The organism is Mesorhizobium sp. M1088 (genome assembly GCF_040318575.1).
Lineage (GTDB): Bacteria > Pseudomonadota > Alphaproteobacteria > Rhizobiales > Rhizobiaceae > Mesorhizobium.
In genome coordinates this window covers 57,496-70,748 of sequence record NZ_JAMYMO010000032.1, presented here as the reverse complement: position 1 = coordinate 70,748, position 13,253 = coordinate 57,496, and the positions used below count along the sequence as shown (strand labels likewise).

The following is a 13,253-nucleotide window of genomic DNA, read 5'->3' as shown; positions in this document are numbered from 1 at the left end:
ATTCATGGCGGAACTTTCCGGACGCGATAGCCGGTAAACGGCCGCGACGGTTCAAAGTTCCTCGATGGCTTTTTGAATGCCTGCAGGCTATCTGCGCCTCAACCTGGCGTTTTCCTTCTGGGTCATGTGGTCGGCGGTGATGAGCCGCTTCAACGACCGCATGATCGCCCCGCGCGTCCATCCCGCCTCAATCAGCAATCGGCGATCGCCTGGAAGCCGGGCTCCATTGCCTCCTGGCAATCGATCTCGCGGTCGGCATAGTCTCCCTGTCGTATTGGCGCTCTGATCATCAGATCAACACGCTGCTTAGAGATATGCTTCGGCATCAGCCCGGTGCTCAAAGCAGAACCAATGGGATGGCCGCCTCGGCTTGGTGAACCCCCATCCGGCATCCTTGCCACAGTCGGGGTGCTCGCACGTATGGTGCTGAATGTCAGGCCGCGTGACGGGCTCCATGGCACCGGGAAGGCGGATCAGCTCGTCGTTCATCGGGATGCTTTCAAAGCAGCGAGCCTTGTGCAGGCGCCTGCTTCGTGCCTTCGTGGCACGAATATGAAAATCCGACCCCTTGCGGACCATTCCCTGATGGGAGGTTAGGGGAACGTCGCGACCCCATTCCGGACCTCTAGAATGGTGAGATCCAAAGGCCCGTTGGTATGGGACACAGACGTTGGCTCAGCTTACGGAGCTGACAAAGTTGCGCCTTAGGAACAAATTTCTTTAGGAACCTATGAATAAACGTGACCTGTTATTCTATTAAATGAAAGTATCGCCGCCAGCATCGCGAATTCCCTTGAGCATGTGATCGTTGTCGGCGTCGTTCCTGTAGGCCCGCCATCTCACAAATGCGGCGGTGAATCCTGGCTCAACTTTCTCGCATTCTGCCAAGGCCTTTTCCGCCGCAGAGCGCTTGCCGAGATTGGTCAAGCAAACCGCTAAGAATAGAAAGGTCAGTGCATAGTCAGACCGACGACTGGCAGCTCGCTGCAACCAAGCAAGTGCGTCGGCGTACCGCCGGGCGTTTAGGTATGCGCCGCCCAACCATGTCATCGCGTAATGCATTCTGGGCTCTAGCGGGTTGAGCCTCAATCCGGTTTCAAGGAACGGGATGCCCTCTTCGGGACGTCCGGCGACGTCCAGGACGTTCCCTAAAACCACATAGGCGAGCGCGTTGCTCGGATTGCAATCGATCGCCCGTTGGACTTCTTCGATGGCGGCGTCGTGCATTCCGGACCACATGTACCCCAATCCTAAACTGAGGTGCGCAGCCGAATCGCTGTCATCGAGCGAGACAGCCTTTTTTGCCGCGTCGACGACTTTCGAAACGGCCGCCGCGTGGTCATCGACCTGCTTCAAAAAAATCTCTTGAAGATACGTTTGTGCGATGCCGGTATATGCTTGCGAGTAGGCGGGATCGATTTCCAAGGCGCGCCTAAACATATCGCGGGCCTGCTTGTGCGCCTGTCCGGTGAATTGGTGCGCTAGCCCCAAACCGCGCAAGTAATAGTCCCAAGCACCAACGTTTTTAGTTCCGGGAACTGCCATCCGGCGCGTTTCGGCCCTCGTTATCGCCGGCTCCACCACTGCAGCGATCTTTTGGGTTAGCTCGTCTTGCAATTCAAAAATGTCGGTCAGGTGCCTGTCATATTTTTCCGCCCAAACGTGATGGCCCCTGGCGGCATCAATCAATTGGGCAGTGACACGAATACGACTTGCAGCTTTCCGAACACCGCCCTCCAGAACAAATCGAGCATCTAATTCGCGGGCTATCTTGCGAACGTCCACAGCGGAGGATTTGTAGGTAAATGTTGAATTGCGGGCAATGACAGGAAAGGTTCGCCAGTGAGACAGGGCTGTAATAATGTCCTCTGTTAGGCCATCGACGAAATAGTCCTGCTCTGGATCGCCGCTCATATTCAGGAACGGCAGGACTGCGACGGCTGGCCTGTCCAATACATTGACAGGCTTCTGGATTGCTTTTAACGCCAGCTTCATTCTGTAGACGTGAACCGGCTCGGAGATGTTCTTGAGTTCTTTTTCGCCGATGTCTTCGAAATCAACGTTTAATTTCTTCTCGACCTGCCGACGGACATCAGCCGAAATGGCTATTCCGCCGGGCGCCGCGAGACCTTCCAATCGAGCGGCGATGTTGACCCCGTCACCAAAAATGTCTTCGCCGTCGACAATGACGTCGCCGAGATGGATGCCTATTCGGAATTCAATCCGTTTATGATCGGGCCCATCCGCGTTCCGCTCGGCTAATGCTTCCTGAATCTCGACGGCGCATTGGACGGCGGCAACCACACTGGCGAACTCGACGAGAAGCCCATCGCCAATTTCCTTGACGATCCTACCTTGGTGTTCGGCGATTTTAGTGTCGATCGGATCGGAGCGAAGCGATTTGAATCGCTCGTGAGTCCCCACTTCGTCCGAAGCCATCAGGCTACTGTAGCCGACCGCGTCCGCAACAAGGATAGCAGCTAGTTTGCGCTGCACATGGCCCTTGACCATTTCTGCTCCGTGACGGGTGCGAGAATGCTCCAGTCTACTTTGTAAAAAATGAGCTGTGGAGCGATTGTTCAGCCCGCGCTGAATGTCGCGCACTCTGCCGTCTTGCTTTGTCTAGATCGGGGTTTCGGCGCTGCCTGCTCTTTCCGGTACGCCTTACGACGGTTTAGCGGAATGTGGGCTGTGATTGTGCCAGGATTGTGATAGTCGAGTCACCGACTGTGGCTAAGTTGGTTAGCAAAATCAGCAGGTTACGGTGCCAATAAATTTTGAGGTTCGAGTCCTCGCCTTCATCTTCGTCTTTCAGGCGCCGAGATAGCAGCCAGCCCGCCCGCCTGCGAAGCTGGGGGACGCCGCTCGTCGGCAAAGAATTGTTCCGGCATCGCTGGCTGGGCGATACGCACCAGATCGCTGAGGGCCGAGCGAATTTGAGACCAGGGAAATTCGGAGCATTCCTCCCAAGGCTCGCCCTCACGCAACACAGCATCGAGCTTGCCTGCCACACCGGCGAGAGTCGTGGCAGGCGTCATTGAGAACGCTTCCAGCAGATCCTCCGCTCGGTCGCCAGCCTTGCGCTCGGCCCTGAGCGCGGCAATGTACCCGGTCTCCTCGGCAGCGTCATCCCAGCGTGCCTGATGTGCCGTGAGACCAGCTTCGGCTTTCTGGCGGAGAGCAGCCATATCCGGCCTTCTGCCTAGCAATTCATTGAGTGCCTCAATCGAGTGGACCGTCACGTCCTCGCCCTCGGACACGCGGACGGTCACACAAGGAAAGCCGACGCTCTCGACAAGCCTCGTCTCCAGTCGCTGCTGTCTGCGACAAAGCCGCTCGGTCAGCCGGTGGGCCGTCTGCCATTCCCGCCAAAGCGCGAGCGCTGGGTCGGAGAGGGACACGTTCGTCGCGGCAGCGTTGCCGGTGAAAGTACTTTTTTCAAGCATCAAAGCGGTGGACGCGATCATTCCTCCCGCAAGTACTTGCCTACGGGTGACGAAAGGGAGACTCGTGGTATTGTCGGAATCACCCATGATCCGAGCTCCTAACAGCTTGGTTGTGGTTAGGCCGGGCTAAGCGTGTCAGCGCTCAGCTCGGCCGCGTTAGGGAATCTGATCATACAAATTGATTGACGTCAATCGGATTGTAGCCCATGGAAAATGCGCTAACGATAGAGCAGTGTCGCGGCGCTCGGGCGATGCTTGGGTGGAGCCAAGACGAACTAGCTAGAGCCGCAAAGGTGGCTCGGCAGACGATTGCGGATTTTGAGCGTGGGGCGCGCATTCCAATTGCCAACAACCTGATAAGTATAAGGCACACACTTGAGAGGGCCGGAATCGAGTTCCTGTCCGAGAATGGTATCCGTTTAAGACCCCGCATCTAACAAACTGTTTGCTACTAGGCTTGGCCAATCGTTGCCGGCGATAGTTGCGAGCCAAAAGTGCCACGTGATGGGCGCTTTCACAGCCCCAGCCCACGCTTTCTGCCGAAGCTCCAGTCGATGCCCCCGCTGTCTTGCACGAGCCCGCTGATGTGCTGGCCGACGCGCTTGTCGAGCATCGGCTGCCAGGGAACGAGCTGAAGCCCGAGCCCGTTGTCCAGCATGGCAAAACGCCCGCTGGCAAGGCGGACCGAGTCAAGGAGGGTGCCGCCGACATAGTTGCCGGGCTGAACGGGCGCGAAGGTAAGGCCGCGCGCAGCGGCGATTTCCTTACCGACGCGCGTGACCTCCTGGAGTTCCAGCGTGGCAACAAGGTCGCGCGCGAAGGTAATGGTCCCGCTGGTTGGATCGCGTTCGGCATGGGCCATCCCGACGAGCTGGGCAGCCCGTTTGTCGAGAGCGTTGTCGACGTCGAGACCAAAGCCTGACCGGACCAGCGGCATGGGATTTTTTGCCGTAAGCTCCCGGTCGAGCCAGGTGGCGCCATCGCTGCCGACCTGCGCGTCAAGATCGAACGTCGAGAGCACACGCAGGGAGAAGTCCTTCTCGGCGTTGCGGCCATCATAGGCGATGCCGCGCTCGGACAGGTCTTTTGGAATGCGCCAGTGGTCTTCATCGATACGTTCGACGTGGCCGGCCCGGCGCAGCGCTTCGAGACGGCGGACATGGAAACGGACAAAGGCGTCCGGGTCCTTGCCCTGCTGCAAAAATGTCTCGCGGATCGCCTCCAGGTGTTGGCTCGGGCGATAGATGCCGTCCTCGCCCGCTACGCTGCTGATGTTGCGGTCGGCCGCACGTGGCTCCTGCTTCGGCAGCACCGGATCGAGCGCCACGATGTGGCCGCGCTGGATGTCTTCGAGCTTTGCCGCGTCGGCAGTCTCGACATAGTGGGTGCGCCCGTCGACGCCGTCGATGACCAGCGACAGCCGGTCGCTCATCTCGTCGCCGGCAAGACCCTTGGCGAGCACGCGGCCGACGACCGGCTCGGTGATGGTCTGGCGGTGCATGACATATTGCGCCGGACCCCGCTCGTGGGCGAGGCCGTGCTCGTCCAGCGCCCGGTGCATGGTCTTGATGATGTCGTTGCGCTCGCCAAGCGCCCGCAGCGTGCTTTCAGCCCGGTCGGAGATCAACCACCGGCCGGGCTCGATCTCGTTCGCCAGGCCGAAGTGCTGCAGCCTCTTTGCCCGATCGATCAGCAGGTAGCGGTTGCTGGAAATGGTGTAGCTGTCGCTGGCATTGGGACGGAGGTCGACCAGATCGTGCTCCTGCTGTTCGGCGATCAGCATGCGGTCGAGCCGGGTCAGCCGTTCGGCTTCCACCTCGCTGGCCAGCTTGCGGGCGACCTCGATCTCGCTTTGCAGCCCGAGTTCCCGTTCGACCAGCTCGCCTGCCCGGTGACGGATGCCATGGGCGATGTAGTCGCCGGCGATGTTCAGGATCTTGCCGTCATCGGTGATGCCGCGCACCAGGACGTGGGTATGCGGATGACCGGTGTTGTGATGGTCGACAGCGATCCAGTCGAGGCGCGTGCTGAGGTCGGTCTCCATCTGACGCATGAGATCGCGGGTGAAGGAGCGCAGGTCTTCCATCTCGGCGGCATCCTCCGGCGCGACGATGAAGCGGAACTGATGCCGGTCGCCGCGCCCGCGCTCGACGAAGGCCTTGCTGTCGGCCTCGTCGTCGAAGGCCGAGTACACCCTGCCCTTCTCGCCGTCCCTGGTGACGCCGTCGCGCTGGAGATAGCGCAGATGCGCATCGACAGCCTTGCTCGTCGTCGCGAATTTTTGGGCGCGCCCGGTGATCCCCTTCCCTTGCTTCGGCAGCTTGACGACGCGCGCCTTCACCACGACGCGACGGGAACGAAAGCGAACGCCATTGGAGTCCTGCTTCCACCTACCGCCGTCCTTCGGCAAGTCTGCCGCCACCTTGCCGCCGCGGCCCCGCGCGTTGAAGCGGCCGCTCCCCTGCCCGTCGTTCCTGCTTGCGCCGAGGCGATTGGGATTGCCGCCCTGCTTGCGGATGGCAATCTCGACCTGGCGCAGAAAGGGCAGCGTGCGCGAATTGACCGGCGTGCTGCTGCGCCGGATCCGGCCAATGCGAACCTCGAATCTGTCGCTGTCACGATCTGCCATGACGACAGCATCGGGAGTCGGATTTGGTGCTTCAAGGTGGCCGGAGCGCCGGGCGTTCTACGGCGCGCAAAGACTTGCTGCGGCGTAGAACAACCGATCGCACATCGCTGCGGCATCACACCTTTGCTTTTGAGATCAACAGGATAGCGAACCAGCCGGCGCCATCCGCACCTCGCGCGATTCCGCCTGGCGTCGGCACGAGCAGGAAAAAACAATGTGCAGACAACAACTTACGAGCAAAGCGAGGGCGAGCGCCAGCTCGCTTTATCTTGCCGTCCTAATCGGGCCCCTAATGTCAACTACAATAATGGCTTTCCAGCTGCATGACATCTCCAATTCTGCTTCATAGTCACTGTAAACTCGTGCGCACTTCTTGCAACCACGCTTCCCTCGGCAGGGTCCCTGCTTTACTACGCGCTCGGCTCAAATCAGCCGTCGCATGCTCTCCTTCGGGCCGTATTGATGGCCTCATGACGAGACGGTCCTAGCGATCACGGCGCATTCATCCCGGTGGCGGGCGGATGCCGGCAAGATAGCGGACTCAGTCTCATCCAACGCCCTGCCAGGGCGCCGCCCGTGCGCACGGGAACTCTTCGAACTCAGATCTCAGGACCTCCTCTAAACTGTCGAGACGCGCCCATCGTCAAGCCGTTCTCAGCGCCTTCAGCGTCGCGCGCATCGTCGGCGTGACAACCGCCCCGGCGCCTGGATCGAACACCCTGCCGTCAACCCACATACGGTGCAGGATGGCGGCAAGCTTGCGGGCGACTGCTGTGATCGCGCACAGCATCGAGCGCTTCTTGGCGATCTTGAGCCCCCACCCCTTGAGTGCCGAGCCGCGGCGCGAACGCAGCAACATGGCCGCTGCCGCCTCGCACAGCGCCTCGCGTGCAGTCATGTCGCCCTGCTTCGTGATGCGTCCCGTGAAGTCGATCGAGCTGCCGGACTGATGACGTCTCGGCGTCAGGCCAAAATGCGCGCCGACAGTGCGGGAGCGGCTGAATCGATGCGGATCATCGATCGCAACCTTGTACGTCAGGGCAGCTACCGGTCCGACCCCAGGCACGGTCATGAAGCGCCGGCAGACAGGATCGGCAGCGACCGCATTTAGCAACATCGTGTGCAATCGATCGTAGCCCTCAAGGACCGCGTTACGGACCGCCAGCAAGCTGTCGATCATCCGTTCGAAGACGAAATCGGCGCCGTCCAGCAGTTCGCGCGCGCGGGCCTCGAACTCGTGCCGGCCGATCGCGCCAACCTTCAAGCCATGCACCCGCAGCGAGCCGCGAATGTGGTTCTCGAGATCCACCAACTTGCGCTTGAGAAGCTTGCGATTGGCCAGCATCGTGCGAAACCGCTGGTTCTCCACGCCCTTGACGTGGACGGCACGAAACCACGCCATGCGCATCATCTGCGCAATGCCGCGCGCGTCGTTCTTGTCGGTCTTGTTGCGCATCGCGCTCAGGCTCGTGCGCATGTGACGGGCCTCGACGACGATTACCGGCAGCTTCCGCAATAGCAGCTCACGCGCCAGCCAGACGCCTATCGAAGACGCCTTGATGCCGATGCGCTGAGCGCGCTCCACGTAGCCCTTCAGTGCGGAGTGGAGCGCGTCCGGATTGCTCTCCACCTTTGTCTCGAATACGATCTTGCCGTCGCAATCGACGATGCAGATGCTTGTTTCATCCAGCGATGCGTCAAGTCCAATGTAAACCGGGTTGTTCATGAATCTGTCCTGACTGCAGTGAACAAATACGCTGTCAGGCTCTCAGATTCCTTGCGCCGCTACCACTCTCGGCGGTCGATCTTAAGGGCGAGCCCGATTAGGAGAGCCGTCCCTCTTTGTTTGCATGTTTGCACGCCCTCTCGCCCTCTCTCGCCGTCAACCCTCCCACTGCAACCCCCGCAACGCAATAAGCCGAAATGCATTCGACCGGGAATGTCACTATCAACGTAACGCTGTAGAAGGGCGCTGGACCAAACGGCTATCTGCGGCGGGTCTCTCGCCAGACAGCGGTTCCACCGACAAGTTATCCAGCCGTGGCTCGACCGCAGTTAAGTCAACTACGGCAAAGTTTGTGGAAGGCTGAATGTTGGGCGGATGGATCGCCGCGAGCACTGTCTCTGCCGCAACATGCGCGCCACAGTCGCCATGCATTGCAAGGACATTCCGGGTGTCGCCCGTGCGCGCGAAAACCAACCAATGAAGTGCGTTCGCCCTGCTGCATCCTCGCCGTGAGCGCATCGGAATGGGAACCGCAGCAATGATCAGCGGTGCCCGTTTCCTAGCGTAATCGACCGTCTCGCGGCGGTGGGCGGCCGGCGCGACATGCTCTTGATTTCGCCATGATCGGAATTGTAGGCGGCGAAAACGCCGTCGCAGCCGAAGCGGTCGAGCTTCTCGCGGAGATGCGCTGTACGTGCAAACATATTGTCACGCGGTTGACAACGGTCGTCGCCGACGCGGACTTGATGCGCAGCTCCTGCCATGTCGGCGGCATGATCTGCATCAAGCCCATCCTTGCTGCACACCAGATGAACATCGCCAACGCTCTCGACATGCATTATGACGCGAAGCAACCGCTCGGGCGATGGCGAAACGTTTCGCGGCTTCCCGGATATGTCGCGATCATGGATCAGCGGATAAAATCGTGCTGCTGGAGCGCTCAGCCGCTCACTATCCGCTCAGGTTCTGCGTAAACAACCGACGCTGAAAGGGTGAGCCAAGCATGCAGACATCATCGTCATGCTGCTGCGGACGACAGTGCATATATCACGCTTCTGATGCGTCGACAGCCTGCGGCCGTGCTCGCTTCCGTCAAGAGCAAGGCTTCGCCGGCCGGACTTGCTTGCCGCAAATTGCGCCGCGATGGGCGTTCTCCGCCATTGGCAAGCGTCCGGCCGCCTGACCTTCGCTGCGCGCGGCGCCCGCCTGACGGGCGATCGGTCGAAGGGCTTGACCGACGCCCGATCGATCGAAGAGCTTGACGCAGCAGAAACGCAGTCGGAGCACCCGACCAGCTTCGTTCATTGCGCCTCGATAGCGGCTCCAAAACAGACTCCGTGCGTCCTTGTTGGCGTCGACTGGAACAGATTGGGGCGGACCGGTTGCGTGAAGACGGTTGTCGATCGAGAGAGATAAGCGCCGACCTTGTCGCGGTGCGATTCCACGCTGCACCAGCCCTCCATGCCTTCGCAGCAGACGCGATGGTCAGGCGCGTTTTCGGCACGGTTGCTGCGAGCCTTCACGGCTCGATCGGGGCCGGATCGTTGGAAACATTCGGCACTGGAAAGGTGGCGTCGGCGCCCAATAGGACCGCGCGACCGATGATCGAAATTTTGGAAGCACGGAAATAGCAAAGCTCAGGTCGTCGCATAATCCCACGGGTGAGAGGCGGTGCCTCGCCCGGGGTGAGGCACCGCGTGTCGATCAGCGGGACCAGATGAGCTTGTGCTCGCCGTTGTCACTCTGGACCAGGGTCGCGTAGACCGGGGCCGTGAAGGAGGGGTCGTCGAGCTTGACCGAAACGTAGTCGGCGCCGGTGTCCTTGGCTGCCTTTCTCCAGCCTGCGCCGAGTTCGACGCCATTGGCGGCGACCCGGTAATCGGGGCCTCGCTCGTTGTCCTTGGCGACGGGCCGGATGGTCGCCTTCATGTTGACGTTGAGGGTGCGGATCGTGCCGGTAAAGGCGCCATCGTCGCTGCGGGTGAAGATGCCGATTTGAGCCATTGTGGTATCTCCTTACTGTTCCTCGAAGCCGCCCAGCGCGGCCTCGATAGCGGTCTTCAGGGCGACGGGACGGCTGGCTTGCACCCGTAGGGCCGCAGCGTGAGCGGAGGGCGGCGGCAGCCGAGCTTCTTGGTTCGCGAGGAATGCGCCTCAGCGCAGGGGAAGAAGGTCAGCGAAGCCGTTGCGGGCCTCAGGCCGGTCTGGCGCCAGACCAGCCATGCAGAGAGGCCGCCTGGGCAGCTCCGGGGCACAGTCGCCCGGGAGAGACCGGCGCGGACCAGCTCCGCCGCGGCAGAGCGGCAGAGCACGCCCGCACACGATCCGCCCCGCCATAGCGCCAAGGCGGCCACCGCCAGGGCGATGGCTATGACGGTCCTCTCCACGAGGAGCTACTCGGCCTTGAGCCCGATGATGAAGCTGGCAAAGCTGGCCAACACGAGGGACTGCTCACTGAGGTGTCGAGCCGGTACAGCCGCACTCGTCCTACGGCGCTGCGTGCGCCAGCAATGAAGCGATCAACGCAAATGGCGCCCTGAACCGACCGCGACGCAACTCCGGCGGAAACGATGACCTCGACCGTCTCCAGCTCCAGATTTTCGCTAAGATCCATGTGGAGGTAGACTTCGGTCGTGCGGATGTCGGCGTGACCGAGCCACAGCGCCACCTTCCGGATACTTTTTGAAAGGCGTGCCCACTGTAGGACTTTGGAGACTTCCGTGTCGGCCCTTTGGTCCTGAGCTTTTCAAGTTCCAGTCTGCCTTTATGCGACTTTCGAAGCACAGATCGTGAACATAAGAGGCGCACTGAGGCATGTTCTTGTCGTCGACCGCCTTTTTGGCAAGTTTCCGGCGATGAGCGCATTTGGTAGACGAGTGCCCGTCGTTCTTGACGTATCCCGCAAACGCGGAGCATATCAAGTGCTCAAGTTCTCGCGTAGAAATCGAAAAAGTTCTCTGATATGCAGGAGGACCTCGCAAAGGAACGCAAGGCCACAACGCGCCTGTGGGCCAAGCGGGAGGCTCAAATACAAGGCGTAATCGAGTCGACCGTCGGGATGTACGGCGATTTGCAAGGTATCGCTGGAAAGGTGATGCAAGAAATTGAGGGCTTGGAGGTTCTGGCCATCGAAGCATCTCTGCCCGATGCCGAATAGGCAATCGGCATGGAGCAACAGAAAAAGATTGGCAATCTGGAACGGCTAGCCAGACGAACAGGGGACGGACCAACACGCGCACGACGCGGGATGCGTTGCCATGGCCGCTGTGCAGAAACAGGCATCGCGATAGTGCCCAATGCATTCGTTGCGTTTGGCGCAAACCGCCACTATGAAACGGACAATTTCGCCGACTGTCTTTCAAGCCGCCATGAGAGTTTCGTGACAGAAGAAGCTGAAAGCAATGCCGACAACCTGATCGAACTCACTGCGACGTCGTCTCGGCCTATGTCTCGAACAATCCGGTTCCGGTCGGTGACTTGCCGGCCCTCATCAGTCAGATTCACGCCGCATTGATGGGCACCGCCGGCGGCGGTGCTGCGCCGGATAAGTCCCGGGCTCTCAAGGCTGCCGTGCTCGATCAAGAAATCGGTCACTCCGGACTACATTGTCAGCCTTGAGGACGGGAAGAAGTTCAAGTCGTTGAAACGCCATCTCGCGACCCACTACAACCTGACGCCCGACGAATATCGCACCAAATGGGGCCTGCCAGCGGACTATCCGATGGTCGCGCCGAACTATGCCGCAGCGCGCTCGGCATTGGCCAAGACGATGGGGCTCGGCCGAAAGCCGAAAGAACCGGAAAAGCCGGCGCCGCTGAAGCGGACGCGCAAGAAGACCGCGGCCTGATTGCTGCAGATCCATCGGCCTATGTAGCCCGGACACAAAATAGGCGGGAGTAACCAGCCTTCCACAGGCGAAGCTGGGGTTGAACGCTTACCAAGGGTTGCCGATCAGACACTCTCAAGTTTTGGTGCGAGAATAAAATCGAAAACGGGCTCGGGCTGGTCAGGCTTTGGTTCTGGCAAAACCCGGGAAGTTACGGCTGCTTCGGCATATTCTGCAAGCGCGGCAGGTGTCATCCCGAGCGCAGTCTCAAAGAGCCGGCTCGGCACCGTCACCACCTGACGAAAAAGCGCGGCAGCTCTTGTGGCATGGCGTACGGCAGCGACCCGCTTTCCCTCGCGTATTTTTACCCCGGCCGCCGCCAATAGGATCAGTCCCTTGAAGAACAGGCGGTGCTGGGTGCTTCGTTTCGCAGCCTGTCCCAAGCCTCATGGGCTTCCCAGTAATAGCCATGGTTGAAAAGGTCGATTCCCCATCGAAAGACATCCGAGCCTAACGCTTCCCCAAGGGCGACGGTCACGGGATCGTTTCGGTAGCTATGGCCCAAGGGATCACGTACCGGATGCGGATGTTTGCCAGGCAGGTACGCATAGGTCGGAAAACTCTTTTCGGGCAGCAGGCGAGGACGAGACATCGGCCCAGCAAGCATGAAAGCGCGTTGATGGCAATTCATGTCACATGGAGCTGACGGCATAGGCTTCGTATGTCAGAGCTGAGGCCATGGATCGGGCTGAGTTCCGGTTTCTGGAGATTACAGACTGCCAATTATGCGACTTTCGAAGCACAAATCATGAACATCTGTTGAGCCTGAACTTGCTAACTCAACGTCGGCTTTGCGCCTTATGTCAGACGCTAGAGTCACCTTCTTCGTTGCCTGTAAGCAGACATTCGATCGACCGAGGCGATAGTTGACTTTTCCATACGTCCATTTGGACAACCGCTATCGCGCGGGGTCGCCTTAGATCGAATGGTGGCGAAACAGCCACGTGTAACTTGCACCCAGCTAGGCCTTGCGAGCGAAGCCGGAAAGCGCAGGGCAAGCACTTGGCCGTTACGCGCGATCAGCACCAACACCGCGATGGCCGCCAGGTAGGGCAGGGCCCGATAGCTGCTCCGAGGGGGCCTGAAGGCCCGCGCCTGTCCCTGCAGGATCGTCAAGCCGCAGAGCAGGACGCGCAGCGGGGCGCCATGTCGCGAACATTGCCAGCGCCAGCGCTATCCAACCTTTGCCGGCGGCCAGTCTGATTTCTCGTGAAGCAGTCACTAAAGCAGTCAGCCCGCCTGCGGCCGGACGGCCGCCGCGAGAGCGCTTATGCGGCTGCGAGACCGGCAGCAGGATCCGCCGATGATCACGCTTTACCATACGAGCCGTCCGGCAATTGCTACAAGTTGCTCACAGCGGCTATTCCCTGCTCGAAGCGGTCTCTTCGACGTTTGCGGGAGATCATCCGCCCTTGCAACGGTCATGGACCTTCGCATTGCCTGACCGATACTTCCGTTTGATGGTCGCGCAGGCCGCGGCGGCGCAATCTCGTGTGCAGACGCCGTGTGGCCGTCCGCCGATCCACGGGGCCAGCGGCGGAGGCGGCCGATATGGCCGTGGCAAAG

Annotated in this window: 8 protein-coding genes and 2 pseudogenes; 3 read left to right on the top strand and 7 right to left on the bottom strand. The window is 60.2% G+C overall.

Features of this window, described 5'->3' with window-relative positions:
* Positions 1–756 precede the first annotated feature (756 nt).
* Positions 757–2,604, bottom strand: a complete 1,848-nt coding sequence (locus tag NKH49_RS26440; protein ID WP_352928606.1) for an adenylate/guanylate cyclase domain-containing protein — start codon at positions 2,602–2,604, stop codon at positions 757–759.
* Positions 2,605–2,798: 194 nt separating this feature from the next.
* Positions 2,799–3,533: a hypothetical protein gene (locus tag NKH49_RS26435; RefSeq protein ID WP_352928604.1), complete on the bottom strand. Its 735-nt coding sequence runs from the start codon at positions 3,531–3,533 to the stop codon at positions 2,799–2,801.
* Positions 3,534–3,652: 119 nt separating this feature from the next.
* Between NKH49_RS26435 and NKH49_RS26430 the strand changes: the two genes are divergently transcribed.
* Complete coding sequence (locus NKH49_RS26430; RefSeq protein ID WP_502904366.1) at positions 3,653–3,883, top strand: helix-turn-helix transcriptional regulator; 231 nt, start codon at positions 3,653–3,655, stop codon at positions 3,881–3,883.
* A 77-nt stretch (positions 3,884–3,960) separates the two neighbouring features.
* Here NKH49_RS26430 and NKH49_RS26425 read toward each other — a convergent pair whose 3' ends face one another.
* The 4 genes from NKH49_RS26425 to NKH49_RS26410 form a co-directional block, all read right to left on the bottom strand.
* On the bottom strand, positions 3,961–6,075 hold the full coding sequence (locus NKH49_RS26425) for a DUF3363 domain-containing protein (RefSeq protein WP_352928602.1): 2,115 nt from the start codon (positions 6,073–6,075) through the stop codon (positions 3,961–3,963).
* Between the two features lie 643 nt (positions 6,076–6,718).
* A complete protein-coding gene (locus NKH49_RS26420; protein WP_352928600.1) occupies positions 6,719–7,801 on the bottom strand; it encodes an IS110 family RNA-guided transposase in 1,083 nt (360 codons plus the stop codon).
* Between the two features lie 542 nt (positions 7,802–8,343).
* Positions 8,344–8,640 carry a lysozyme family protein gene (locus NKH49_RS26415; protein ID WP_352922452.1) on the bottom strand — a complete coding sequence of 99 codons (297 nt, stop codon included), beginning with the start codon at positions 8,638–8,640 and terminating at the stop codon, positions 8,344–8,346.
* A gap of 865 nt (positions 8,641–9,505) precedes the next feature.
* The gene (locus NKH49_RS26410; protein WP_352542906.1) at positions 9,506–9,805 is read right to left on the bottom strand and encodes a DUF736 domain-containing protein; all 300 of its coding nucleotides are present in this window, start codon (positions 9,803–9,805) and stop codon (positions 9,506–9,508) included.
* A gap of 943 nt (positions 9,806–10,748) precedes the next feature.
* Here NKH49_RS26410 and NKH49_RS26405 point away from each other — a divergent pair.
* Positions 10,749–10,958: pseudogene (locus tag NKH49_RS26405) on the top strand (DUF2130 domain-containing protein); the annotation flags it as partial.
* A 222-nt stretch (positions 10,959–11,180) separates the two neighbouring features.
* Positions 11,181–11,648, top strand: a pseudogene (locus tag NKH49_RS26400) (Ros/MucR family transcriptional regulator).
* Positions 11,649–11,752: 104 nt separating this feature from the next.
* Here the strand turns inward: NKH49_RS26400 and NKH49_RS26395 are convergent.
* Positions 11,753–12,070, bottom strand: a complete 318-nt coding sequence (locus tag NKH49_RS26395; protein ID WP_352542905.1) for a DUF309 domain-containing protein — start codon at positions 12,068–12,070, stop codon at positions 11,753–11,755.
* Between the last annotated feature and the right edge of the window lie 1,183 nt (positions 12,071–13,253).

Bases quoted from the DNA above. Each gene is read 5' to 3' on its own strand.
- NKH49_RS26435 (WP_352928604.1), bottom strand. From the start codon at position 3,533: ATGGGTGATTCCGACAATACCACGAGTCTCCCTTTCGTCACCCGTAGG.
- NKH49_RS26430 (WP_502904366.1), top strand. From the start codon at position 3,653: ATGGAAAATGCGCTAACGATAGAGCAGTGTCGCGGCGCTCGGGCGATG.
- NKH49_RS26425 (WP_352928602.1), bottom strand. From the start codon at position 6,075: ATGGCAGATCGTGACAGCGACAGATTCGAGGTTCGCATTGGCCGGATC.
- NKH49_RS26420 (WP_352928600.1), bottom strand. From the start codon at position 7,801: ATGAACAACCCGGTTTACATTGGACTTGACGCATCGCTGGATGAAACA.
- NKH49_RS26415 (WP_352922452.1), bottom strand. From the start codon at position 8,640: ATGCATGTCGAGAGCGTTGGCGATGTTCATCTGGTGTGCAGCAAGGAT.
- NKH49_RS26410 (WP_352542906.1), bottom strand. From the start codon at position 9,805: ATGGCTCAAATCGGCATCTTCACCCGCAGCGACGATGGCGCCTTTACC.